Raw genomic sequence first — 24,538 nt, 5'->3', positions numbered from 1 at the left:
AGAGTATCTCGCTCGGTTTAACAAGCGAGATTTGTAACATTATTTTTCAATACCGAAATGCAAATAAGCGCGATCTGTCGCGATACGACCGCGTGGTGTACGTTGTAAATAACCCTGCTGAATGAGAAATGGCTCAAGAACATCTTCTATCGTATCTTTCTCTTCGCCAATAGCTGCCGCAAGGTTATCGATTCCGACTGGGCCACCTGAAAACTTTTCCATTATTGCTAACAGCAGCTTTCTATCCATGTAATCAAAGCCTTGATGGTCAACATCAAGCATATTGAGTGCCCTGTCAGCGGTTTGCGCACAAATGTGTCCATCCCCTTTTACTTCGGCATAATCTCGTACCCGGCGCAGCAGGCGATTGGCAATCCGTGGGGTTCCACGTGCTCGGCGAGCCACTTCAAGAGCGCCCTCACTATCCATCGAAAGACCGAGACACTGCGCACTACGTTGCACTATGTGTTGTAAATCGGCGACTTTGTAATACTCCAATCGTTGCACAATCCCAAATCGATCACGCAATGGTGAAGTCAGCGAGCCTGCACGTGTGGTGGCTCCAATTAAAGTAAAAGGAGGGAGATCGATTTTGATTGAGCGTGCTGCTGGACCTTCACCAATCATGATATCGAGTTGGTAATCTTCCATAGCGGGATACAGTACTTCCTCAACCATTGGGCTCAAACGATGGATTTCATCAATAAACAGCACATCGTTTTCTTCAAGATTGGTTAGCAGTGCCGCTAAATCTCCCGCTTTTTCCAATACAGGACCTGAAGTAGTACGAATATTCACGCCCATTTCGTTAGCGACTATGTTGGCCAAGGTGGTTTTACCCAAGCCCGGAGGCCCGAAAATCAGCAGATGGTCTAAGGCTTCTTGGCGCATTTGTGCCGCTTGAATGAAGATTTCCATCTGATCACGAACATGATCTTGACCTTGGTAATCGGCAAGCTTTTTGGGACGAATCGCTCGATCAATCACTTCCTCATCTTTGAAGTGGTTGCTGATTGGAGCGATTAAACGATCGGCTTCTATCATATTTTCTCTATTGGCTTAATGGCGACTGTTTTTAACGACGGCAAAACGTGAATCGTTACACCATAGATTTGAGCGCTTCACGGATCAACTCTTCACTGCTCATTCCTGCTTTAGCCACTTGCGATACCGCTTTGGAAGCTTGAGGGGGCTTGTAACCTAGCGCCAATAGCGCGCTCATGGCTTCTTCCTGAGCATTTTGAGCAATCACGGGCGTAGAATCGACAGGGGCCGCATCGGTTGCAGGTGTAAAGAGATCACCCGCTCCCCATCCTTTCAGGCGATCTTTCATTTCCACAACTAATCGCTCAGCCGTCTTCTTCCCGACTCCCGGTAATTTAATGAGGGTAGAGATATCTTCTTTTTCAACACAACTAACAAACTGATTTGCTGTCATGCCAGAAAGTATTGCTAGCCCCATTTTGGGCCCCACCCCATTAGCTTTGATCACCTCGCGAAAGAGTGCTCGCTCATTGACCGTGTTAAATCCGTACAATAGCTGCGCATCTTCCCGCACAACAAAATGAGTATAGATGATGGCTTCTTCACCAATATTGGGAAGTTCGTAAATACAACTCATCGGCATTTGTACTTCATAGCCAATCCCGCCGATTTCAATCAAAATTTGTGGCGGGAGTTTTTCAATCAGCGTACCGCGAAGACGTCCAATCACGTGGGATTCCTTACTTGATGAGGGAGCAAAAATATGCCCAAGATGATAATCAATAACTGGATGGATAGCCAGTAAAAAGCATATTGAACCTGTTTACCGATAGCGACCTTTTCGAGCACTCGTCGCTTGACCAGCGAGCGCGATGAGGGTTTTGTTGGTATTAGCGTGACAGATCGCCACCCCTAATGCATCCGCAGCGTCCGCTTGCGGTTTACCAGGTAACTTCAACATTTGTTGCACCATATGCTGCACTTGGCTTTTATCCGCAGCCCCCGTTCCAACCACCGCCTGTTTGATGAGACGCGCAGCATACTCATAAACGGGTAAATCCGCATTCACCGCTGCGACAATCGCACTCCCCCGCGCTTGGCCAAGTTTTAACGCAGAGTCTGCATTCTTAGCCATAAAGACTTGCTCAATGGCAAAGGCATCCGGCTGAAATTGGGTGATGATTTCACTCACGCCCGCATAGATTTGTTTCAGGCGTAACGGTAACTCGAGATCGGAAGTACGGATACAACCGCTACCGAGGTAGATAAGGTGTCGTCCTTGTTGACGAATCACACCATACCCCGTCACGCGCGATCCAGGATCAATCCCTAAGATGACAGACATAACTCACTTGCCTTGTTCGTTTAAAGATGGGCTACACGTGCCAGAAAAAGAGAGTGGGCTTACGCCCACCCTTTCATTTGTTGCTCGTTACTTACGACGCCAAGTTGTACCATTAGGTCCATCTTCAAGCACAATTCCCATTTCGTTTAACTTATCACGCGCCAAGTCAGCATTAGCCCAATCTTTCGTCGCACGAGAATCATTACGTAGCTTGATTAAAGCTTCAATTTGCGCCGCATCTTCATCTTCCGCACTACCTTGGAAGAAAGCCTCAGGCTCTTGGTAAAGAATACCGATCACATCTGCCAACTCACGCATTAAGCTGCCCAAAGCGCTCGCATTGGTCATATCTTCACTCTTGAGTCGGTTGATTTCACGAGCCATATCAAACAGCACCGAATACGCTTCTGGCGTATTGAAATCATCGTTCATAGCAGCAGTAAAGCGCGTCACGTACTCTTCGCCCCCCGCGGCTGGCACGCTACGATCTAAACCACGCAGTGCGTTATAGAGTCGCTCTAGTGAAGCACGCGCTTGATTGAGATTCTCTTCACTGTAGTTTAATTGGCTTCTGTAGTGGCCTGACATCAAGAAATAACGCACTGTTTCTGCATCATAATGGCCCAAAACATCGCGGATAGTGAAGAAGTTACCGAGTGATTTCGACATCTTCTCTTTATCCACCATTACCATACCACTGTGCATCCAAGTGTTGACGTACTGGGTATCATGGGCGCAGCAAGATTGCGCAATTTCGTTTTCATGATGTGGGAATTGCAAGTCAGAACCACCACCGTGGATATCGAAATGGTTACCCAAAATTGATGAGTTCATCGCTGAACACTCGATGTGCCAGCCCGGACGACCAGGACCCCAAGGGGATTCCCATGTTGGTTCACCCGGTTTCGACATTTTCCAGAGCACGAAATCCAGCGGACTGCGTTTTGCCGCTTCGATATCCACACGTGCTCCCGCTTGGAGTTGATCAAGATCTTGCTTGGAAAGTTTACCGTACTCGCTGTATTGGCTCACTTCAAACATCACATCACCGTTATCAGCAACATAAGCAAAACCACGCTCAATCAGGCGCTCAACCAGAGCAATGATCTCTTCGATATAAGCAGTCGCACGTGGTTCAACATCGGGACGTTTGATATTCAGGGCATCGAAATCCGCATACATTTCTTGAATCAAGCGTTCTGTCAATGATTCGCACGTTTCTGCGTTTTCTGCAGCACGCTTGATGATCTTGTCATCGATGTCGGTGATGTTACGCACAAAGGTCAGATCGTAGCCAAGGTAACGAAGATAACGAGCTACCACGTCAAATGAAACAAATGTCCGCCCATGTCCGATATGACAGAGATCATAAATAGTGACTCCACACACATACATGCCCACTTTGCCGGCAACGATTGGTTTAAATTCCTCTTTCTGTCTTGTGAGTGAGTTATAAATCTTCAACATGATCTCTATCTGATTACCATCAAAATTATAAATGGCGGACAGTATAACAACTCAAAGATTACTAGGTCATCCATTTGATGTTTTGAATGCACAAAAAGTTAGGCTAAACTCTGGCTCTCAATGGATAAATGCGAAGGTAAAACTCATGATCACCCTGCATACCAATTTTGGTGACATCAAAATTCAGCTCAACTTTGAAAAAGCGCCAGTAACCAGCGCAAACTTTGAGCAATATTGCCGTGAAGGTTTCTATGACAACACTCTCTTTCACCGTGTGATTGACGGCTTTATGATTCAAGGCGGCGGTATGACCTCGGGACTGCGTGAAAAAGAGACTCGCGATCCTATTCGTAACGAAGCAAATAATGGTCTGAGCAATAAAGTGGGTACGATTGCCATGGCGCGCACCATGGATCCTCACTCAGCGAGCTCACAATTCTTCATTAACGTGAATAACAACACTTTCCTCGATTTTCGTTCTGAAAGTCGTGATGGTTGGGGTTACTGCGTGTTTGGTGAAGTGGTTGAAGGCATGGACATCGTTAATAAGATCAAGGGCGTGAGCACCGGTTCTTATGGCATGCACCAAGATGTCCCTCTAGAGGAAGTGGTGATCACTGGCACCACTATCGAAGCTTAATTTTACTCGGAGCGCTTAGGCGCTCCTTTTGCTGTGAAACATGCATACACTATTTATTTCCGATCTTCATCTCTCCCCCAAGCATCCTGATATCACCGCTTCCTTCATTCAATTTATGCGCGAAGAAGCCATCAAAGCTGATGCACTTTATGTCCTTGGCGACCTTTTTGATTTTTGGATTGGGGATGATGACCCAACCGCCTTTGCCGAGCAGATTAAATCCGAGTTTCGCCAACTGACTCAACAAGGTGTGCCATGCTATTTCACTAAAGGAAATCGCGATTTTCTGGTTGGGAAACGGTTTGCTCAACAAACAGGAGTGCAGCTGTTACCGGATGAAGCCGTGATCGACTTATATGGGCAAAAAGCCGTCGTACTGCATGGAGATACACTCTGCACCCAAGATACGCGCTACCTTGCTTTTCGAGCCAAAGTACATCAGCCTTGGTTACAGCGATTATTTGGACTTCTTCCTTTTGCACTTAAGCAAAAGCTTGTCCGCAAAATACAGTCAGACATACGAGATGACAAACAACATAAGTCCATGATGCTCATGGATGTTACACCCAGCGAAGTCATCGCGGTTATGCATCGATATAACGTAGATTTAATGATTCACGGTCATACACACCGCCCTGCAATTCACTCCATTCAAACCGATGACCAGACTCTCAAAACACGGATTGTGTTAGGTGATTGGTATAGCCAAAGCTCGATCTTGGTCTATTCTAAACTAACTGGCTACTCATTATTGTCGAGACCACTCATAAATATTGAGCAATCAATTAGTAATAACCATGTTCTTGACCAATACTTATCTCGGTAAACCCTTAAAATACTGACAAAAGAAACAACAACCCGAAAATAGGTAAATCTTTGAAGTACTCGTATGTCGCTAGACAACCCATATTGGATCGTGAAAAAAGCACCATCGGTTACGAACTTCTCTTTCGTGATGGGCCTAAAAACACGTTTCCAGACATCGATCCCGAGGAAGCCACTAGCCGCCTCCTTTCCGATCATTTCTTGACCGCACACTACAGCACTCTGGGTGATCTTCTTGGATTCGTAAACTTCCCTTATCAAAGTTTACTCAACATGGTACCCACGCTGTTTCCGGTTAAAAGTCTGGTTGTCGAAATTCTTGAAGATTGCCCACCAACCCCTGAACTGCTCAATGCTATCAAAAAAATGGCTCAGCTCGGATACAAAATTGCACTGGATGATTTTATCCCAAGCAATGATTGGAAAGCATTTCTACCTTATATCTCGATTATCAAATTTGATATTCGTCTCGTGCCTATCCCGAAAGCCAAGCTCTTTATCAATAAACTGCGCTCCATGAAAATTGAGTTTCTGGCCGAAAAAGTTGAAACCTACGAAGAGTTTGAACAGGCCAAGCAAGCGGGTTTCCACTATTTTCAAGGTTACTTTTTTAGTAAGCCTGAAATTATTCAGCGCAAAGCCCTGCAACCCTCTTTTCTGACCATTGTGCAACTACTTAAAGAAGTCGCGAAACCCGAAGTTGATTTTCGTGAAATTGAAACGATTGTCGCCAAAGACATTTCTCTTTCATATAAGCTACTCACGTTCGTAAACTCTTCAGCAACAGTGAGTTCAAAAATCCAATCTTTCCGTCAAGCGCTGGTCTATCTAGGGCAACAGAAACTCCGTAAATTCATTTCGCTCGTTGCGATTGCTTCAACACAAGATTCCAAACCAGACTATCTTTATAATCTTGCCATTCTACGCGCCCGCTTTTGCGAAATGCTCAGTGAACGAGTGCCGACAAACATTGCCCCCGGAACCGGATTTCTAACCGGTATGTTTTCTGTGCTAGACAGCCTACTTGATCAATCCCTTGATTCCATTGTGAAAGAAATGCCTATCGAGGAAGAAGTCAAACAGGCCTTAACTCAAGGCAGTGGCACTTTAGGGCAAATATTGGCATTGAATAAAGCTTATGAAATGGCGGATTGGGGGCAAGTTGTGACTCTTGGGCAAGCACTTAACCTTCCAAACGAGGCACCAACAGAATGCTATATCGAAGCCGTCAAATGGACAGCCGATCTTCTTGGTGTACAAACCTAAACTGGTAATTACGCTTACGGGCCGATAAACTCCATCTACCTACTCAACGTTTATCTTTTCTATGTCCTGTTATTGCGGAAATACTCAACCTTACTCGCAGTGTTGCGAACCTATTCATCTCAATCCTCACAGTGCTCAAGTTCCTGAACAGCTGATGCGAGCACGTTTTAGTGCCCATATTTTAAAGAATGTTGAGTTTGTGATTGAAACATACCATCCCTCTTGCCAAGCCAGTAATGAGCGTGATGCGATTAGCGAATCGGTACATAGCCATTGGCTTCGCCTTGAGATCATTTCGACCCAAATGGGCGCAACCCCTAACGAAGGTTTTGTTCACTTTAAAGCGTTTTTTGAGCAAGAGGGTAAAGCGTTTTGCCTTGAAGAGCGCTCTCGATTTCTCAAAGAAAATAACTGTTGGTTTTATATTGACGGTGAATTTCCCACCGCCATCAAACAAGGCCGTAACGACCCTTGTGCTTGCGGTAGTGGCAAGAAATATAAAAAGTGCTGTGGAAAATAGAGTAAAGCCTGCATGCGCAGGCTTTCGCTTATTCTTGATCGACCATCCATTTCTTAAACGCTTTGCGTTCTTCTTTTGAGGCTTTGCTATACCAAAGTTGAAGTTGAGTCAGGTTATTTGATGATCCGACTACTTCTAATGGTTGAGAAGCTTCGCTCATAATAACTTGTGTCGTATTTTCAGATAGCTGAGCCTCATTAGTAACTACTTTCAGGTATCCGATCGCAGCAACCCCTCCATTTTGGTTATATTCTGTAGCTTCTTGGCTGTAATTTCTGCCCCATTGAACACCTGGATTGAGTAGTTTGTCTTCAACTAGAGCGACAGATTGCCCTTTTTCGTCAACAAGTTGCCACTCCATTGTTTGAATTTTCTCATTTGCTTCTTTTATATTGCGATAACTAGGAATCTTAAAGTGAAGAGTGGCATTTTCACTCTCAAATTTTGCAATAATTGTATCGCTATATACCTTCTTAACATCGTCACCATCATCGAAAGTAGGAATATAACGAAACACAATCTGGTTCGTGCCATCTTTAAGCATAATCGTTTTATCACCAAATAATCCGCCTTCAGATTTTGGTTTTTGCATATTTACAGAAAGTAAATCAATATTTTCTGGCACTTTTAATACTACATCGGCTAATGAGTGACCTGCTGAAAATGACAACAGAAGACCTAAAATCAGTGGGTTAAGTTTCATTATCTAACTACCTTGTTTCGTATAAAAATAAACACAACAACAATAATCACTTATCTTGCACATCACAATAAAAAAGCCCGGCAGCAGCCGGGCTTTCTCAATAAACGTGTTCGAGATCTTACCAGTAGATACGAGCACCGATACCAAAGTTATTAGCGCTGTCGACTTTCGTTGCTTTAACTTCTGCGTCAGAACCCTTGTTGGTGTAACCCAGAGTTGTACCATCGCCGTAGCCATACTCAGCATATACACGAGCCCAGCTTGCAAATTTGTATTCAACACCTAGGTAAACAAGAGTACCATCTTCATCTGCGCCAGTGTTCGCTTCTTGCATCACATACTCATAGCCAGCATACAATTTTGTCTTGTCAGCAACTTTGTATGTACCAGCAACAGAAATAGCGTCTTCATCGATCACTAGTGGGTTATTTTCTACATCTAGTTCTGCGTTGTAGTAAGTAACACCAATCAGTGCATCACCAATAGTGTACTCACCTGTCACTTCAAAGTAACTATTTGTTACGTCAGCTTTAATATCTGTGGTTGTTGTGCCAACCGTATTACTACCAACTTTGAATGCTTTATCACGGTTTTGACCACCACCAGCGTGCACAGCCAAATCACCAAATGTTGCACCTACATACAGTTCTGCTAGCTCTTGCTTTGCATTATCTTCTGGAAAACCGTAACCAGCTTTAACCCAGAAGCTGTCAGCTTCGTAAACATACTTGACTTGAGAATCGTGTAGTGCATCAGACAGTGTGCCGTAACGAAGACCTGTACCACCAAAGAAATAAGAGTAGTCAGCACCGTATACATCGTCAGATGTAGTCCATTGTTTACCAAAGCTAAACTTACCAAAATTAGTTTTTACACCAAGAATGTGGTTACGAACATACATATCGCCACTGTCTTTTAGTGCGAATTCCACTTTACCTTGTAACGCTAAGCTATCGTTAACGGTGTAGTTTGCATCAACACCAGCGCGCGAAGAACCAGAACCAATTGTTGGATCTTTATCTTCTAAGAATTTCAATTCTGTACGTAGCTGACCGTAAAAATCAACTGTGCCAGCATCTGATTTTAGAATTTCAGCTGCGTTTACAGAGCCTGCGGCTGCAAGCACTGCGAGTGCTAATAGAGTTTTTTTCATGTTAATCCACTGCCTTTTCTTAATATGGGAATTCCTTGTCCGGTTCCCTGTTTTTTGAAGGTGGTTTTCCAACTCTTTGTTTGGTCACCACCGCCATTAGATTCGTGGTTAAGATTGCAAAAGAATATTCTGCATGTCAAATACCATAAAAAAAACAAAGAAAAAAAACATAAAACCTTAAAATTCAATAAATTGCATTTATTTCATGGTTTTTTTCGGCTTAGTTCTTAACAAAAACAGACGAAATCACAGGATTACAACCCGACAGAAAACTAGAATAAAACTCCAAAAATTAACATTTAAATGGCGAAATTAGGATATTAATAAAAATCAAACCTAGGATTTGGAGCTATATATTTTTTATAAAACAAAATAAATTTAAGTCTCTGAAGGTTCAGTTTTTATTTGTGAACAAGATCTAGATTTCTATTAAAAGCATACGATTTCGTGAAGTAGGTATCACTCAGTGATCTGTGCTACCATCGCGCCATCGCACTTTGGACACCTCTATGCTGACAAAAAACATTCAAGATTCCATTCGCAACAGTTATCAAAATCTACAAAATCAATTGGAAAATTTCATTCCTCGTCGCGCTCAAAATTTCCTAGTTGCCGAGATGGCCAAAACCCTTTGTGGGACTTATCACAAATCGACTCGAATGTTAGTGGCCGAAGCAGGAACAGGCATAGGAAAGTCTCTCTCCTATTTAATGGCGGTTATCCCTGTGGCGGTGGTGAATAAGCGGAAAGTCGTGATCTCCACAGCCACAGTGGCTCTTCAAGAGCAACTGCTCAATAAAGACTTACCGCTTTATCGCAGGATCAGTGATCAAAACTTCTCATTTATTCTTGCGAAAGGCCGTCAACGTTATTGTTGTAGCGAACGTTTAGCCGCAGCCTGTGGGATTGATGATGGGCAAATCGCGCTATTTGAAAGTAAACCCAAACCTCATGAGACAGAGCTGCTTGCAGAGCTGCATACTGCCCTAAGCCAAGGGAAATGGGATGGTGACCGTGATGGCTGGCCAAGCCCGATTAGTGATGAATTGTGGTCAGTCATTGTCAGCGATAAACATAGTTGTAATGGCAGCTTTAGTGCTCATCGTCACTGTCCATTTCAGAAGGCACGTTCAGAACTGGATAAGGCCGATGTGATTATTGCTAACCATAGCCTAGTGATGGCCGACGCGGATTTGGGCGGGGGCGTTATCCTGCCAGCACCCGAAGAAACAATTTATGTTTTTGACGAAGCGCACCATCTCCCTACGGTCGCGCGCGAGCATGCATCGGCAGCCGCGACGTTAAAAGGAGCCGCGAGCTGGCTAGAAAAGCTCAATCAATCCTTATCCAAGTTCACCGCTCTAGGTGATGAAAAACGTGCCGAGCGATTCGCTGAAGAGGCGCGCACGGCGATACAGTACTTAATCCCGACTTTGAATCAGTTACCCAAACAGTTTGTGGCGGAACAATTTGTTGAGGGAATTTACCGTTTTGAGCACGGCGAGTTACCACAATGGCTGGCTGATGAGTCACAAGCACTTAGTAAGTCATCACAAAAAGCGATGCAATCTGTGAGTAAAGTAGCTGATTTAATTGCTGAAAAAGTAAAAGAAGGCGAACTTGCAACACGCATCGCTGAACCTGCGTTGGGCGAATTGGGGTTTTACGTACAACGTTTAGAAAACTTGACCCAAGTATGGCAACTGATGGCAAAACCCAACAAAGATAAGGGGGCCCCTTTAGCACGCTGGCTTGAAGTCAGTCCTGAACGAGAAGGTGACTATTTAGTCAGTGTTTCGCCACTCGAAATCGGCTGGCAACTGGATCAGCAGCTTTGGAGCCGCTGTGTGGGCGCGATATTAGTTTCTGCAACCTTAAGAGCATTAAATTCATTCAGCTTCTTCTGTCGGCAAGCTGGGATCAGTGACAAAGCGGAAGATGGAGTGCAATTTTTAGCTTTAGCCTCGCCATTTGATTACCCTAAGCAAGGTGAATTGCTGATCCCAAAAATGGAAATGGAGCCACAAGCCGAGGGCTATACCGCCTATTTAGCCAAAAAAGTATTGTGTTATCTGCAAGCTGACAAAGCCAATTTGGTCCTCTTTGCTTCTTATTGGCAAATGCGTGAAGTGGCAGAGTCTTTAAAAGTCGAGTTCACAAAACGTGGTTGGGCACTGCAGGTGCAAGGTGAGAAATCTCGATCAGAAATTCTAAATAAACATAAAAAGCTGATTGAAAAACAGAAAACCAGTGTTTTATTTGGCACTGGAAGTTTTTCGGAAGGTCTAGATCTGCCCGGTGAACTCCTCGAAAATCTGATCATCACCAAAATCCCCTTTGCCGTTCCAACTTCTCCGGTAGAACAAGCACATGCCGAATATATTCAAGAGCTGGGCGGTAACCCTTTCATGCAAATTACCGTTCCTGAAGCCAGCAAAAAGCTCATCCAGTCTGTTGGGCGTCTACTGCGCAAAGAGCGGGATTCTGGTAGAGTGGTCATCCTTGATCGGCGGGTAGTATCAAAGCGTTACGGAAAAGCGTTGTTGGATGCCTTACCGCCCTTTAAGCGCACGATTGAATACTGATAATAACGATTAACTCACCACAATTAGGATTGCGCTTTTGATGGAATGGATAGAACCCACCACGATAATGGTGCTGGCTCTTGTTGCTTTTATTGCCGGATTTATCGATGCGGTCGCAGGCGGCGGCGGAATGTTGACCGTACCAGCACTACTTTCGCTAGGTTTACCGCCTCATTTGGCTTTGGGAACCAATAAATTAGCTGCGACGTTTGCTTCATCAACCGCGGCATGGACTTACTATCGTCAAAAACTCTTTGATCCTGCATGTTGGAAACGCGCTTTTATTGCAACCTTGATTGGCGCCATACTGGGAACCTTGGCCGTTGATGCGATCAGCACGGATTGGCTACGTAAAGTACTCCCGCTGATTATTCTAGCTGCGGCTTTATATACGGTTTTGCATCGCCCCCATCAAACGGAACAAAGTGTCACACCTGAACCATGTCCTAAATTGCATCGCAAGCAGATCCTGCAAGGCATAGGGCTAGGATTTTATGATGGCTTAGCGGGTCCTGGCACTGGCGCGTTCTGGACGGTCAGCTCAATGGCGCTGTATCGCTTCAATATCCTGCTGGCTTCGGGACTTGCCAAAGCCATGAATTTAACCAGTAATTTCACCTCACTGGTGACTTTTGCCCTACTCGGTCATATTGATTGGCTGCTGGGTTTGACCATGGGAGTCTGTTTGATGGCGGGAGCGTACGTCGGAGCTCACTCAGCCATTCGCTTTGGAGCTCCGTTTATCCGTCCCCTATTTATTTTAGTGGTCACGATTTTGGCGGGGAAATTGGCTTATGACGCATGGTGGGTGGGATGATGGAGAGCTACAGCAAATTTCATACGATTCTCAACGAGCTCAAGCATTCTGCCGCCCAGCTCGACCGTCAACGTGGTGAACATCATCGCCCATTATTTGATGAGGTGTTATTCCATTGCCACGGAAAGCTATTAACACCTTGTGTTGAAGAAGCTCATTCAACACTGCAAGCCTTAATCCGTGAAAAAGAGAGTGGACGTTTGACGGCATTGCGCGCGGAATATTTATCTGAACGGCTACTTGCACAAATCGCCGCACTGACTCGTGAGCTTTCAACTCAAAATGTGCGCCGTAACGAACCGAAACCACACGCTTATTTTAAAAAAACCATTAATGAGCTTTATCAGGAGCTGGCTCAACATCAAGATTGGGAACGGCGTTTGATGGATTTGGTGCGTGATAAAGCCCTGTTGCTTGAGCAAGCCTCGGCAACAGAAAAAGCGGCGGCTCAGCAAGCTCTGTTGCAATCCGAGCAGCGACTCAACCGCTGCCGTGAAGCAAAAATAAAAATTGAGAAACGAATTACTACTCAAGAGAGAAAAGCGTAAATGTCGACTCCATCGATTCCACTGAATGAAGCCTCTGATGAGATCAAACTCGCGGTCGATCTTATCTATTTATTAGAGTCTCATGCAATTGAGCCCCACATAGCGCTTGCTGCGCTTGAGATCGTCAAACGCGATTTTGAACAAAAACTGGCAGACGCTGCAGTATCACCCAGTATTCAACCACAAACCATCGCCCCCCTGTCAGACGAGTAACTCTCGTCTGACAACGCTTGGCCTCAGTTCACTTTAAACTGCCCGACGAGAGTTTGTTGTTCAAACGACAGCCGCGCAATTTGCTCTCCCACTTTTTCGGATGCTTCCGTTTCTGAAAGAATTTGCGCACTTAAATCGCGAATATTGACCACGCTTTGAGTCACTTGAGCCGATACCGTCTGCTGATCTTGCGCAGCTTGCACGATTTGATGACTCATCTCGTTGATGGCATGAATCGCCGAAAACACTCGGTTGAGCTGAGTAACTGCATCCGCGACTTGCTCTGCCGTAGCTTGTGCGGTTTCATTGCTGCCTTGAATCGCTTTCACGACATCTTGCGTACCCAATTCAACTTTGTTGATAACGGACCGAATTTCACCAACAGAAGCTTGAGTACGACTAGCAAGGCTGCGCACTTCATCGGCAACAACAGCAAAACCGCGGCCTTGCTCTCCAGCTCGAGCCGCTTCAATCGCCGCATTTAATGCAAGCAAATTGGTTTGTTCTGAAATGCCTTCAATCACACTTAAGATTTCAATAATCCCAGTGTTGTTGCGTGCTAACTCTTCCACGACAGGAACGGCATGATTCATTCTGTCCACCAACTGGTTCATCTGCATCTGTGAATGGCGGATCACTTCATCCCCTGTTTGGGCAGCTCGCTGAGCATCGCTCGCCGCATTGACCGCACGCTGAGCATTCTCGACAACATGTGCTGAGGTTTGAGTCATCTCCTCTGCGGCGGTTGCCACACTGTCGACTTCTTTAAATTGCGCTTCGCTGCTACGGCGCGTTGATTCAACCGTACTTTTGACCTGCTCGGTGGTACTCACGACTTGTCCCGTATTATCCACAACTCGGCGGATGATCGGCTGTAACTTATCCATAAAAAGGTTAAAGCCCTGTGCCAGTTGGCCGATTTCATCGGCAGAATTCACCTGCAAACGCTGAGTTAAATCCCCTTCGCCAGAGGAAATATCTTGTAATCGTTCAGCAACCGCTCGAATTGGTCTCACCAAACGCATCGCCATAAGAGCGACCACCAATAGCCCCACGACGACCATAAGCGTACCCACCATCAATTCACTACGAATGCCTCGCTCAAGTTGTTCTGTAAGTAAAATGTCCAGTTGTTCGGCATCTTGCATGACACTTTGACGTGGCATTTCAAAAATGACACCCCAGTTTTGATTCGCCACTTTGATAGGAGCAAAAACCACTAGCCATTGTCCATCTTCACTCCATTGAGTGTTGACTTGCCCAGCCTGCAACAATGAACTCACCGTTGAGCGGCTGAGGTTCTCGCTTTGAAAAGTTTCGCCAAGGGTTAAAAAAGCAGCATCACTTGCCACTAACGCATTGTTTTCACTGACAATCGACACTTTACCTTGTCCATCAAACAGGTTGTTATCGGATTTTTGAGTGATACCAATCAAAGGCGCGAGCGTCAGATCAATGCCATAAAAGCCGATGGCGACACCATCAATCAAAATCGGCACAGACAGCGACGTGGCCAGATAGCGTCCCGTTTCAAACTCCACCATGCGCGGCGATGTAATACAGGGCGAGGCTTGCTCAATCGGGCAGACAAAACGCTCCTTATTCGATTCTTCTGTGAGTTGCGCTTGAGTTAATACTCGGGAAATCACGTTTTGCCCATTCGCCGCCTTCGTCCAGTAGGCGGCAAACTGACCAATATCGTTTGAGCCAACATAATCTGCATTAACATAATTGGAATCTTCACTGTCGAGCATATTGGGACGAAATACCAGATAAGCGCCTTCTATGGTGTCAAAACCAAGTACGGATTTACGCACCATTTCATCAAGAGACGTGCGTAACACCTCACTTTCACCGAAGTTTTCTTCTGAATTATTTTTCAAAAACAGAGCATTCGCGGCCAACATTTCCGCACGATATATCGCTTCACTGAGGTACTCTGAAATCTCTGTCGCGTTCAATAAAGCACCGGTTTGCAGCAGTTGCTGTGATTTATCAATGACAGACTCCGAACTTTGCAGCTTGGCGGTTTGCTGGCTCGCACGCGCGTTGTAGATTGAAAAACCGATTAAAGCGAGAGAAGTAAAAACCAGACAAAGCCCCGCAAGTAGTGTGATTTTCCACTGAACAGAAATTTGGCGCATACAACATCCTTATGTTTGCGTTTTAGACATGTATATCGAGTGATAAGGCTAAAAATAAGTCTATTGACTCTTTTAAACAACAACTTTGTTACTTTTTGCTTACTTCGTTGGTTCACTATTGAACCAATAATTCGCCGGACTTGAGATCCCGAGCTTAGGTGATAACATCAGTCCCAAGTCAACCAAAAGGAATCGCAATGAAAGTTATCAGCTTCAACATAAATGGACTCAGAGCCAGATTGCATCAACTGCAAGCGTTGATCGACAAGCATCAACCTGATGTGATTGGCCTACAAGAGATCAAAGTCCATGATGAGGCGTTTCCTCGTCAAGAAGTCGAGGCCATGGGCTATCAAGTCTATTTTCACGGTCAAAAAGCGCACTACGGTGTGGCCATTTTATGCAAACAAACGCCTGTCGAAGTGATCAAAGGCTTTCCAACCGACAATGAAGAACACCAAAAGCGCATGATCATGGCGACATTCGCTGATCAAAATGGGCAAAAGACCACCATTCTCAATGGCTATTTCCCACAAGGTGATAACGTCGAACACGAAACCAAGTTTCCTTACAAACGTCAGTTTTATCGTGATTTGATGACCTATCTGCGTGAACACCGCAGTAATTCAGAGCGTCTGGTCGTGATGGGTGACATCAATATCAGCCCACTCGATCTGGATATTGGTATCGGCGAAGCCAACCGCAAACGCTGGTTACAAACAGGTAAATGTTCATTTCAACCAGAAGAGCGTGAGTGGTTACAAACGCTTTTAGATTGGGGATTGGTCGATACTTTCCGCCAATTGCATCCTGACGTCAGTGACCAATTTTCGTGGTTTGATTACCGCTCACGCGGCTTTGAAGACAACCGTGGGCTTCGGATCGATGTGATTTTGGCAACACCAACACTGGCTGAAACTTGTCAAGAGGCTGGCATCGATTATGAGTTACGTGCGATCGATAAACCTTCCGATCATGCGCCTATCTGGGCAACATTCAAGTAATCGAGTGCTCTGACGGCTTACTTAAAAATCCCCATCGATATAGATGGGGATTTTTTATTTAGCTGCGAGGTTTTAGGTAGGCAAGAAAACGTTGTTCCGCCTGTTTAAAACACCACAAAATGATGAAAGTAAGCGCCATATAAAACAGCCCTGCACTCAAAAAAGCTTCAAATGGCGCATAGTATCGAGAATTGACTAATCGTGCCGCGCCAGTCAAATCCATGATGGTGACGATCCCTGCCACGGCACTGCCATGCAGCATAAAAATCACTTCATTACTGTAAGCAGGTAAGGAACGACGCAGCGCACTAGGTAAAATAATTCTTTGGTAAGTTTGAAAACGGCTCATACCATAAGCTTTGGCGGCTTCCACCTCGCCTTTCGGAAGCCCGTTGATCGCCCCACGGATAATTTCCGCCGTATAGGCCGAGGTATTTAAGATAAAGGCCACCAAAGCACAGAACCAAGCATGCTCCCATAAAGTATCTTTGACCGGAAACCACTGATCCATACCGTAATAAATCAGATAAAGCTGCACTAAGAGTGGCGTTCCACGCAGAAAATAGATGTATCCCCATGCCGGAAGGCTAAACCATTTTTGCTTGCTATTTCGGGCAATCGCCAGCGGAATGGCGCACAGCAAGCCGATTACGAGTGAAAGGCTCACTAGCCAGACAGTGGTCCAAAGTCCACTTAGGTAAATAGGCAAACTGTCGATAATCAGAGAAAAGTCCATCTTTACCTCGTATGAATACTGAATTTACGTTCTAGCAGCTTGAGCAAACCGGTCGACACACTGGTAAAAAATAGAAAGATGATGGCCACCGCCATATAAAAGGTAAACGGCATCTTGGTCGAGCCAGCCGCCAGCGAACTGATGCGTACCATATCTTCAAGGCCGATGATTGAGACAAGAGCGGTCGTTTTCAGCAGCACCAGCCAGTTATTGCCAAAACCAGGAATAGCATGGCGAATCATCTGCGGTAATAAAATTCGCCGAAAGCTCATGGCAGCACTCATGCCGTAAGCTTTCGCCGCCTCGAGTTCACCTTTATCCACGGCAAGGATCGCGCCACGAAACGTTTCCGCCATATAAGCCCCAAAAATGAAGCCGATGGTTAACACGCCCGCGACAAAAGGGCTGATATCTACATAATCGGGCAGATAGGCGACCCATTCATGATTCGGATCTCGGGCTGTCAGCCATTGGTTGATGAACTCATTAAACCAACTGAGACCATTGTTGAGTAAAATCTGCCCACCAAAGAAAATCAGCATCATGAGTACTAAATCCGGAATACCGCGAATGATGGTGGTATAGAGTGTCGCAATGGCTCGAGCCCAGCGGTAGGGTGCCATTTTAGCGAGTGCGCCTAACATGCCTAGCAGCATCGCTAGCAAAAGTGACAGCACGGCAACTTCAATAGTCAGCAGCGCGCCTTTCAGAATAGAGGCTTCATAGCCTTGTAAATCCAGCATATGACTCGTTCCCTGAGTTGGATTACGGGTTGTTGGTGACATCAGGAACGAGTGCCAACAACCCGAAATACAGTGAGCTTTAATCGCGAATCCATGATTTCAAGCTACCGTCCTGTGGACGGCAACTCGAAGTGATAAGAAGCGCTTTTATTCACCGTAAACGTCATACTTGAAGTATTTAGCTTGTATTTGTTGATAAATCCCTTTTTCACGCAGTGCCGTAATCGCCGCATCGAGTTTTTCGGTTAGCTCTTTATCTTGCTTGCGCACCGCTATGCCCATACCTTCGCCAAACCATTTGGGGTCTGTCAGTGAAGGGCCAACAAATTCATAAGCATCACCACCGGGTTTGTTGAGCATGCCCTCTTCTAATGCGGAGGCATCCCCTAATACTGCGGCGATCCGGCCATTGGCAAGGTCTAAATACGCTTCATCAAACGAGCCATAACGCACGATATCGACCGTGTCACCATAATTGTCAGTGATGTATTTATCGTGAGTGGTCGCACGCTGCACACCAATTTTCACGCCCTTCAAACCTTCTTTAGTGAAGGCTAAATCCGCGCCTTTCTTAGCAATAAACTTGTTCGGGATCTGAGCGTACTTACCAGTGAAATCCACTTTCTTTTTACGCTCTTCAGTGATCGACATCGCTGCAATAATGGCATCGTACTTACGCGCTAACAGTGAAGGGATAATGCCATCCCAATCCTGTGGCACGATTTTGCACTCCACTTTCATCTCATCACACAACGCATTGGCCATATCCACGTCAAACCCTTTCAAAGAGCCATCGGCTTCTGTCCAGCTAAACGGAGGATAAGCGCCTTCAATACCAAAACGCACCGTTTTCCATTCTTTGGCTTGCGTTACCCCACTGATTGTTGTGGCAATTAATGCTGTCGCAACTAACCACTTTTTCATATCCATACTCCTGTGATTGTTTGTCTTAATGTTGTGTTTACTATTGTTTTAATATCAATGTGTTACTTGAAATTCACTCTTTGGGACTCAGCTTCGACTGCGCACTATTCTTATCGGTAACCACCGTGTCCATAGCAACCGACGACCTCATCTTTCGAAACCATAGATGCCTCTATTTGCCCATCTAATAAATAGACGAAATAAACTGCTTCAACCGCTCAGAATCAGGGTTTTTAAACAGTTTTTCAGGCTTACCCTGCTCCTCTACTTTGCCTTGATGCAAGAACATCACATGATTTGAGACATCACGAGCAAACGCCATCTCATGGGTCACAACCAACATAGTGCGACCTTCTTCTGCCAGATCTCGCATCACGCCCAGTACTTCACCGACGAGTTCAGGATCGAGTGCTGAAGTCGGCTCATCAAACAACATGACTTCAGGCTCTACGGCAAGAGCCCGAGCGATCGCCGCACGCTGTTGTTGACCACCCGAAAGGTGTCCAGGGTAATAGTCTTTACGTTCGTATAAACCGACTTTGCGCAGTAGACGCTCCGCTTGCTCAATAGCTTGCGCTTTGGGCACGCCGAGAACGTGTACCGGAGCCTCAATGACATTTTCAAGCACGGTCATGTGTGACCAAAGATTAAAACTTTGAAACACCATGGCTAAACGCGAACGGATGCGCTGCACTTGTTTCTCTTTGGCGGGCTGCACTGTGCCTTGACGCGTGGTTTTCATCTGGATCAGTTCGCCCTTGACCCAGATTTCACCCGCAGTGGGAGTTTCTAATAAATTGATACAACGAAGAAAAGTACTTTTGCCAGAACCTGACGATCCAATGATGGAAATAACATCGCCTTTTTGTGCTTGAAGAGAGATGCCTTTCAGCACTTCATTCTGACCAAAAGTTTTGTGTAAATTCTTAATTTCAAGCGCGGGTACATCCGTCATGCGCTAACGCTCCCTGTCTATATCGATGAACTTCACTGTTCATTTTTGAAACAAGCTAACACTCAACCCAGAGCCGCGCAACAAATTATTAACCCATCAAATATGACTGAATAGCGATTTAATTTGCACACAAATGCAAATATAAGTGAATTCGTCTTGTTCTCTTTTTACTGAAAACAATGCCAGTATTGACTCTGACCTTGCACTCCCATCGCTTAATTTATCGATACTCACGCGGACTCGCTGATTTACCGTTTATCTGCAGCGATAAATAACATGAACCTAAATAGGTTAATAAATAGTCATTTTTGCCAAATAATTTTATTAATAAATTTTTAACAAAGTCACATTCGGTACACATTCTGACTTCTACTGTTAGCAAAGCGTGCATTTTTCTGAGCCTTTTTCAACGTTTTAAAGCGTAATAAAACTCGCAAGATGAAAAAATATTTCAAAGCAAATACCCCCTATGTGTCTGATATCACTAGGCATGTGTAGTTTTCTTTCATATTTATTCTTAAAGTGATCAAGATCAATCGCCCTTATTGATAAGCACGTTAAACTCGCCACAAATATAAGGTCATCATAATGATCAGTATTTGTGTTAGAAGTAGCCCATTTGACTCGTGTCAGAAACGCTTCAACACTTTCTTTATTCATGCAATTAAACAGTATTCACCACTGAATTACTTACTTTTACAAATATGAGGAATCATATGTCAGACGTTATGAACAAAGAGCGCTCAGACATTGAGACGAAAAGCTACCGGGAGCTTCACCGTCCTGCGTCTGAGTTTGCAACTCGCTCAGAATATCTGGATCATGAACTGCAAATCATGAAGCCACGCCGCTTTGGTCTCAATTTACCAGGGCGAGATTTCCGCTTTGAACTGGAAGACTTAGTTCCTGCACTAGCGGGCACCATCGGCATTATCTCTATGTACTCCGCAGTAATGATGTCTTGGGCTGACGGCCTGACTCAAGCGTGGGACCATATTAACTTGGGCAAAGAATTTGCTATCGAAGTTGCTCGCGTAGAAATGCTTTTCCCTGCGCTGTTCTTCTGTGTGATTGCTTCAGGTTTCTTAAACCCTCGTGCCAACCTCGCTGGCAACCACGGTCCAATGATTCCTCTGATTGGCTCTATCGCTCTGGCCGGCGCACACCCTCTCGCACTTGCTATCCTCCTTGGCGTTTTCGGTCTTTTGCTCAGCTATTTCAAAGGTGGATCCAAACTGGTCAACCTCACCTCTGAGGGTACAGCAGGCGGTTTGCTGATCTTCCTCGGTTTTACCGGGACGATGAGTCAAATCACATCGATACAAGAATGGGCCGTTGGCTTGCAATCTGCCGACGTTGCGGCAGGTAGCATGGGCTACATTGGTCTTGTCGTGCTCGGCGTGAATATCGTGATTTATGCTCTGCTCGCTAAATTTAATTTGCGCTGGTTGGCGATTCCAGTGTGTGCCTTTACTGGCCTTGTGATTGCGCTTGCCTTGGGTGCGGGTTTTGACCTGAAATTTGAAACCCAAATGGGCTTGCCAAACCTAAACCCTGTTTACTGGTGGGGCAGCACTGAACAAGGTTGGATGTTGGGTATGCCAACCCTACAGCACTTCATCGCTTCATTGCCATTTGCGATTTTGGCGGTTGCCATGTGGTCACCCGATTTCCTAGGTCACCGTATCTTCCAAGAGCTGAACTATCCAAAACGTACTGAAAAAGTACTGATGGATGTGGATGACACCATGACTATGTGTTCTATCCGTCAAATGGTGGGTACAGCGCTGGGTGGCGGTAACATCACCTCTTCTTGGGGTACCTACATGATCCCAGCGGCGATTGCGAAACGCCCAATTCCAGGTGGTGCCATCATCCTTGGCTGTTTGGTGATGACGATTGCAATTCTTGGTTTCCCAATGGATGCAGCCGTATGGCCACCAGTTATGCGCTGTGCTCTGTTAGTCGGTGTATTCCTACCTCTGCTGGAAGCGGGTATGCAAATGATCAAAAACACCAAAGATTCACAAGCAGCAGGTATCTGTATTTTCGGTTCAGCGGTAGTAAACCCTGTACTGGCTTGGGCTTTGACTATGCTTCTGGACAACAACGGTCTGATTGGTGACAAAGAGCGCGCAGCAAAATTGTCCTTCATCGATAAAGTTGTGATCCCGGGCGGTGTGCTAATCATCTGTTTGATTGCTATGCTTGCTGTTGGCATGTTGGAAAGCCAATACGGTCTGCAAGCTTGGTTGTAATCACCATTCTTGATTTGGGTAGCGCTGACCGCGCTACCCAAACTTTATTTTAATTTTTTAACTTTTATTGATTTAGTTTAAGGTTTACGAAAAATTTTTAGCGTAGAGTGGCTACATTAAAGGAACTAATAGCGATATCCATATTCAAATAGTCACAGTGTGAATTTGGATATCGTTATTGAAGAGTGTACTGCTCCCCTCGGGGATAGCTGGCTCAACGGCGAAAACAGTACGTGTTTTTTTCTACTCATAAAGGTAGGTATGTCATGGCAGAGCAATTTGCTAAAGCTTGGGAAGGTTTTGCGGCAGGTGACTGGCAAAACGAAGTTAACGTTCGTGATTTTATTCAAAAGAACTACACACCGTACGAAGGCGACGAATCTTTCCTAGTCTCAGAAGGTACTGAAGCGACCAACAAGCTTTGGGCTAAAGTAATGGAAGGTATCAGACAGGAAAATTCAACTCACGCTCCTGTTGACTTCGACACTTCTCTTATCTCTACCATCACAGCTCACGACGCTGGCTACATCAACAAAGATCTTGAAAAGATCGTTGGTCTACAAACCGATGCTCCACTGAAACGTGCAATCATACCCAACGGTGGTATCCGTATGGTGGAAGGTTCATGCAAAGCATACGGCCGTGAACTGGATCCACAAGTTTCAAAAATCTACTCTGAATACCGCAAAACGCACAACGCAGGTGTATTCGACATCTACACTCCAGAAATTCTGGCTTGTCGTAAATCTGGCGTTCTGACTGGTCTTCCAGATGCTTACGGCCGTGGTCGTATCATCGGTGACTACCGTCGTGTAGCTCTGTACGGTATCGACTTCCTGATGAAAGACAAACTGGCTCAGTTCAAGTCTCTGCAGGAAAAATTTGAAAACGGCGAAGATCTGCAAATGACAATGCAACTGCGTGAAGAAATTGCAGAACAACACCGTGCGCTTGGCCAAATGAAACAGATGGCTGCGAAATACGGTTACGATATTTCTCGCCCAGCTGAAACGGCACAAGAAGCAATCCAATGGACTTACTTCGGCTACCTAGCGGCAGTGAAATCTCAAAACGGTGCTGCAATGTCTCTTGGCCGTACCTCTACTTTCTTGGACGTGTACATTGAGCGCGACATGAAAGCCGGCAAGATCACGGAAGTTGAAGCGCAAGAAATGATCGACCACTTCGTCATGAAGCTGCGTATGGTTCGTTTCCTACGTACTCCTGAGTACGATGAGCTATTCTCTGGTGACCCAATTTGGGCAACCGAATCTATGGGTGGTATGGGTCTGGACGGTCGTACGCTGGTAACACGTACTAACTTCCGCTTCCTGAATTCACTGTACACCATGGGTCCATCTCCAGAGCCAAACATCACTGTCCTGTGGTCAGAGCAACTGCCTGAAGGCTTCAAGAAGTTCTGTGCGAAAGTGTCTATCGATACCTCGTCTATCCAGTACGAAAACGATGACTTGATGCGTCCTGACTTCAACAATGATGACTACGCTATCGCATGTTGTGTATCACCAATGGTTATTGGTAAACACATGCAGTTCTTCGGTGCTCGCGCTAACCTTGCTAAAACACTGCTATACGTTATCAACGGTGGTGTGGATGAGAAACTGAAAATCCAAGTGGGTCCAAAAATGCCTAAGATCACCGACGAAGTGCTCGACTTCGACGATGTATGGGGCAAGCTGGATCACTTCATGGGTTGGCTGGCAACACAATACGTCACTGCACTGAATGCCATCCACTACATGCATGACAAGTACAGCTACGAAGCGGCTCTAATGGCGCTGCATGACCGTGATGTACGTCGTACTATGGCGTGTGGTATCGCAGGTCTGTCTGTAGCGGCTGACTCACTGTCTGCTATCAAGTACGCGAAAGTAAAACCAATTCGTGACGAAGATGGTGTAGCTATCGATTTTGAAATCGAAGGCGACTATCCAAAATTCGGTAACAACGATTCACGCGTTGATGACATCGCCTGTGAACTGGTTGAGCGTTTCATGAACAAAATTCGTTCACTGAAAACTTACCGTAACGCAGTACCAACTCAGTCTATCCTGACTATCACGTCAAACGTGGTATACGGCAAGAAGACAGGTAACACACCAGACGGTCGTCGTGCAGGTGCGCCATTTGCACCGGGTGCAAACCCAATGCACGGTCGTGACGAGAAAGGGGCGGTAGCGTCTCTGACTTCAGTCGGTAAACTGCCATTTGCTCACGCGAAAGACGGTATCTCATATACCTTCTCTATCGTGCCAAATGCACTGGGTAAAGATGAGAACTCACAGCGTGCGAACCTAGCTGGCTTGATGGATGGTTACTTCCACCACGAAGCGGGCATTGAGGGTGGTCAACACCTGAACGTTAACGTTCTGAACCGTGACACTCTGCTTGATGCAGTTAAGCACCCAGAGAAGTACCCACAACTGACTATCCGTGTATCTGGATACGCAGTGCGCTTTAACTCTCTGACTGCTGAACAGCAACAAGACGTTATCGCTCGTACTTTCACTGAATCGCTATAAGATTTAGTAAGCCTCTTCAAAGCCCCGTTTCGACGGGGCTTTTTGTTTTTCCGCGCAACAGGATTTATTTCTGTATCTCACGACACATTTGTGTTCTTCTCTACTAGGTTTATTCGCCACAATAGCTCATGATTAATGAGCTTTTGTTTTATTTCTCCGAGACAT

General features: G+C 45.5%; 22 protein-coding genes. 11 read left to right on the top strand and 11 right to left on the bottom strand.

Going from position 1 to position 24,538, the window contains the following annotated elements:
• Positions 1–39: 39 nt before the first annotated feature.
• The 4 genes from ruvB to cysS all read right to left on the bottom strand — a co-directional run bounded on the left by ruvB (position 40) and on the right by cysS (position 3,796).
• The gene (gene ruvB, locus F0316_RS05035) at positions 40–1,044 is read right to left on the bottom strand and encodes a Holliday junction branch migration DNA helicase RuvB (RefSeq protein ID WP_000568491.1); all 1,005 of its coding nucleotides are present in this window, start codon (positions 1,042–1,044) and stop codon (positions 40–42) included.
• A gap of 55 nt (positions 1,045–1,099) precedes the next feature.
• Positions 1,100–1,714: a Holliday junction branch migration protein RuvA gene (ruvA, locus tag F0316_RS05030; protein ID WP_033931178.1), complete on the bottom strand. Its 615-nt coding sequence runs from the start codon at positions 1,712–1,714 to the stop codon at positions 1,100–1,102.
• A gap of 93 nt (positions 1,715–1,807) precedes the next feature.
• A complete protein-coding gene (gene ruvC, locus F0316_RS05025) occupies positions 1,808–2,329 on the bottom strand; it encodes a crossover junction endodeoxyribonuclease RuvC (RefSeq protein WP_000111359.1) in 522 nt (173 codons plus the stop codon).
• 87 nt (positions 2,330–2,416) lie between these two features.
• Entirely contained in the window at positions 2,417–3,796 is a 1,380-nt protein-coding gene (gene cysS, locus F0316_RS05020; protein ID WP_000913178.1) for a cysteine--tRNA ligase, read from the bottom strand.
• Positions 3,797–3,941: 145 nt separating this feature from the next.
• Here cysS and F0316_RS05015 point away from each other — a divergent pair, with 145 nt between their 5' ends.
• The 4 genes from F0316_RS05015 to F0316_RS05000 all read left to right on the top strand — a co-directional run bounded on the left by F0316_RS05015 (position 3,942) and on the right by F0316_RS05000 (position 7,047).
• The gene (locus F0316_RS05015; RefSeq protein ID WP_000631302.1) at positions 3,942–4,436 is read left to right on the top strand and encodes a peptidylprolyl isomerase; all 495 of its coding nucleotides are present in this window, start codon (positions 3,942–3,944) and stop codon (positions 4,434–4,436) included.
• 40 nt (positions 4,437–4,476) lie between these two features.
• Complete coding sequence (gene lpxH, locus F0316_RS05010; RefSeq protein ID WP_149560254.1) at positions 4,477–5,262, top strand: UDP-2,3-diacylglucosamine diphosphatase; 786 nt, start codon at positions 4,477–4,479, stop codon at positions 5,260–5,262.
• 50 nt (positions 5,263–5,312) lie between these two features.
• Positions 5,313–6,527, top strand: a complete 1,215-nt coding sequence (locus tag F0316_RS05005) for an EAL and HDOD domain-containing protein (protein WP_032478446.1) — start codon at positions 5,313–5,315, stop codon at positions 6,525–6,527.
• Between the two features lie 61 nt (positions 6,528–6,588).
• Complete coding sequence (locus F0316_RS05000) at positions 6,589–7,047, top strand: YchJ family protein (protein WP_001910616.1); 459 nt, start codon at positions 6,589–6,591, stop codon at positions 7,045–7,047.
• A gap of 28 nt (positions 7,048–7,075) precedes the next feature.
• Here F0316_RS05000 and F0316_RS04995 read toward each other — a convergent pair whose 3' ends face one another.
• Both F0316_RS04995 and ompT read right to left on the bottom strand, forming a co-directional pair.
• Complete coding sequence (locus tag F0316_RS04995; protein WP_000773947.1) at positions 7,076–7,750, bottom strand: DUF2057 family protein; 675 nt, start codon at positions 7,748–7,750, stop codon at positions 7,076–7,078.
• Positions 7,751–7,868: 118 nt separating this feature from the next.
• Positions 7,869–8,903 (bottom strand): porin OmpT, encoded by a 1,035-nt coding sequence (gene ompT, locus F0316_RS04990; protein WP_000751972.1) that lies wholly within the window; start codon positions 8,901–8,903, stop codon positions 7,869–7,871.
• A 509-nt stretch (positions 8,904–9,412) separates the two neighbouring features.
• Here ompT and dinG point away from each other — a divergent pair.
• The 4 genes from dinG to rsmS are packed head-to-tail and all read left to right on the top strand — an operon-like array spanning position 9,413 to position 13,066.
• Entirely contained in the window at positions 9,413–11,488 is a 2,076-nt protein-coding gene (gene dinG, locus F0316_RS04985) for an ATP-dependent DNA helicase DinG (protein WP_149560253.1), read from the top strand.
• A gap of 40 nt (positions 11,489–11,528) precedes the next feature.
• Positions 11,529–12,305, top strand: coding sequence for a sulfite exporter TauE/SafE family protein (locus F0316_RS04980; RefSeq protein WP_001881611.1), 777 nt, complete (start codon positions 11,529–11,531; stop codon positions 12,303–12,305).
• Positions 12,305–12,853, top strand: a complete 549-nt coding sequence (locus F0316_RS04975) for a primosomal replication protein (protein WP_046127362.1) — start codon at positions 12,305–12,307, stop codon at positions 12,851–12,853. Before F0316_RS04980 ends, F0316_RS04975 begins: the two co-directional genes overlap by 1 nt.
• Positions 12,854–13,066 (top strand): pleiotropic regulatory protein RsmS, encoded by a 213-nt coding sequence (gene rsmS, locus F0316_RS04970; protein WP_000106921.1) that lies wholly within the window; start codon positions 12,854–12,856, stop codon positions 13,064–13,066.
• A gap of 23 nt (positions 13,067–13,089) precedes the next feature.
• Here rsmS and F0316_RS04965 read toward each other — a convergent pair whose 3' ends face one another.
• A complete protein-coding gene (locus F0316_RS04965; RefSeq protein WP_149560252.1) occupies positions 13,090–15,210 on the bottom strand; it encodes a methyl-accepting chemotaxis protein in 2,121 nt (706 codons plus the stop codon).
• A gap of 197 nt (positions 15,211–15,407) precedes the next feature.
• On the opposite strand from F0316_RS04965, the gene xthA reads away from it, so the two are divergent.
• Positions 15,408–16,214, top strand: a complete 807-nt coding sequence (gene xthA / locus F0316_RS04960; RefSeq protein WP_000864798.1) for an exodeoxyribonuclease III — start codon at positions 15,408–15,410, stop codon at positions 16,212–16,214.
• 58 nt (positions 16,215–16,272) lie between these two features.
• Here the strand turns inward: xthA and F0316_RS04955 are convergent, their stop codons facing one another.
• The 4 genes from F0316_RS04955 to F0316_RS04940 all read right to left on the bottom strand — a co-directional run bounded on the left by F0316_RS04955 (position 16,273) and on the right by F0316_RS04940 (position 19,572).
• Positions 16,273–16,950 (bottom strand): ABC transporter permease, encoded by a 678-nt coding sequence (locus F0316_RS04955; RefSeq protein ID WP_000347798.1) that lies wholly within the window; start codon positions 16,948–16,950, stop codon positions 16,273–16,275.
• Positions 16,951–16,952: 2 nt separating this feature from the next.
• Complete coding sequence (locus F0316_RS04950; RefSeq protein WP_000886243.1) at positions 16,953–17,693, bottom strand: ABC transporter permease; 741 nt, start codon at positions 17,691–17,693, stop codon at positions 16,953–16,955.
• Between the two features lie 147 nt (positions 17,694–17,840).
• Entirely contained in the window at positions 17,841–18,617 is a 777-nt protein-coding gene (locus F0316_RS04945; RefSeq protein ID WP_000759079.1) for an ABC transporter substrate-binding protein, read from the bottom strand.
• Between the two features lie 184 nt (positions 18,618–18,801).
• On the bottom strand, positions 18,802–19,572 hold the full coding sequence (locus F0316_RS04940; RefSeq protein ID WP_000133012.1) for an ABC transporter ATP-binding protein: 771 nt from the start codon (positions 19,570–19,572) through the stop codon (positions 18,802–18,804).
• Positions 19,573–20,288: 716 nt separating this feature from the next.
• Here F0316_RS04940 and F0316_RS04930 point away from each other — a divergent pair.
• Entirely contained in the window at positions 20,289–21,830 is a 1,542-nt protein-coding gene (locus tag F0316_RS04930; RefSeq protein ID WP_001286252.1) for a DUF3360 family protein, read from the top strand.
• 266 nt (positions 21,831–22,096) lie between these two features.
• Positions 22,097–24,373: a formate C-acetyltransferase gene (gene pflB / locus F0316_RS04925; protein WP_000840420.1), complete on the top strand. Its 2,277-nt coding sequence runs from the start codon at positions 22,097–22,099 to the stop codon at positions 24,371–24,373.
• Positions 24,374–24,538 lie beyond the last annotated feature (165 nt).

The organism is Vibrio cholerae (assembly GCF_008369605.1).
Classification (GTDB): Bacteria; Pseudomonadota; Gammaproteobacteria; order Enterobacterales; family Vibrionaceae; genus Vibrio; species Vibrio cholerae.
Note: the sequence above shows the minus strand (reverse complement) of the source record. Positions and strands in the feature narration are given on the sequence as shown.

Excerpts from the sequence above, each read along its gene's own strand:
- dinG (WP_149560253.1), top strand. The coding sequence starts at position 9,413 with ATGCTGACAAAAAACATTCAAGATTCCATTCGCAACAGTTATCAAAAT.
- F0316_RS04965 (WP_149560252.1), bottom strand. The coding sequence starts at position 15,210 with ATGCGCCAAATTTCTGTTCAGTGGAAAATCACACTACTTGCGGGGCTT.
- F0316_RS04930 (WP_001286252.1), top strand. The coding sequence starts at position 20,289 with ATGTCAGACGTTATGAACAAAGAGCGCTCAGACATTGAGACGAAAAGC.
- ruvB (WP_000568491.1), bottom strand. The coding sequence starts at position 1,044 with ATGATAGAAGCCGATCGTTTAATCGCTCCAATCAGCAACCACTTCAAA.
- F0316_RS04980 (WP_001881611.1), top strand. The coding sequence starts at position 11,529 with ATGGAATGGATAGAACCCACCACGATAATGGTGCTGGCTCTTGTTGCT.
- ompT (WP_000751972.1), bottom strand. The coding sequence starts at position 8,903 with ATGAAAAAAACTCTATTAGCACTCGCAGTGCTTGCAGCCGCAGGCTCT.
- cysS (WP_000913178.1), bottom strand. The coding sequence starts at position 3,796 with ATGTTGAAGATTTATAACTCACTCACAAGACAGAAAGAGGAATTTAAA.
- F0316_RS04955 (WP_000347798.1), bottom strand. The coding sequence starts at position 16,950 with ATGGACTTTTCTCTGATTATCGACAGTTTGCCTATTTACCTAAGTGGA.
- pflB (WP_000840420.1), top strand. The coding sequence starts at position 22,097 with ATGGCAGAGCAATTTGCTAAAGCTTGGGAAGGTTTTGCGGCAGGTGAC.
- F0316_RS04950 (WP_000886243.1), bottom strand. The coding sequence starts at position 17,693 with ATGCTGGATTTACAAGGCTATGAAGCCTCTATTCTGAAAGGCGCGCTG.
- F0316_RS05015 (WP_000631302.1), top strand. The coding sequence starts at position 3,942 with ATGATCACCCTGCATACCAATTTTGGTGACATCAAAATTCAGCTCAAC.
- F0316_RS04995 (WP_000773947.1), bottom strand. The coding sequence starts at position 7,750 with ATGAAACTTAACCCACTGATTTTAGGTCTTCTGTTGTCATTTTCAGCA.
- rsmS (WP_000106921.1), top strand. The coding sequence starts at position 12,854 with ATGTCGACTCCATCGATTCCACTGAATGAAGCCTCTGATGAGATCAAA.
- F0316_RS04940 (WP_000133012.1), bottom strand. The coding sequence starts at position 19,572 with ATGACGGATGTACCCGCGCTTGAAATTAAGAATTTACACAAAACTTTT.
- lpxH (WP_149560254.1), top strand. The coding sequence starts at position 4,477 with ATGCATACACTATTTATTTCCGATCTTCATCTCTCCCCCAAGCATCCT.
- F0316_RS04945 (WP_000759079.1), bottom strand. The coding sequence starts at position 18,617 with ATGAAAAAGTGGTTAGTTGCGACAGCATTAATTGCCACAACAATCAGT.
- ruvC (WP_000111359.1), bottom strand. The coding sequence starts at position 2,329 with ATGTCTGTCATCTTAGGGATTGATCCTGGATCGCGCGTGACGGGGTAT.
- F0316_RS04975 (WP_046127362.1), top strand. The coding sequence starts at position 12,305 with ATGGAGAGCTACAGCAAATTTCATACGATTCTCAACGAGCTCAAGCAT.
- F0316_RS05000 (WP_001910616.1), top strand. The coding sequence starts at position 6,589 with ATGTCCTGTTATTGCGGAAATACTCAACCTTACTCGCAGTGTTGCGAA.
- xthA (WP_000864798.1), top strand. The coding sequence starts at position 15,408 with ATGAAAGTTATCAGCTTCAACATAAATGGACTCAGAGCCAGATTGCAT.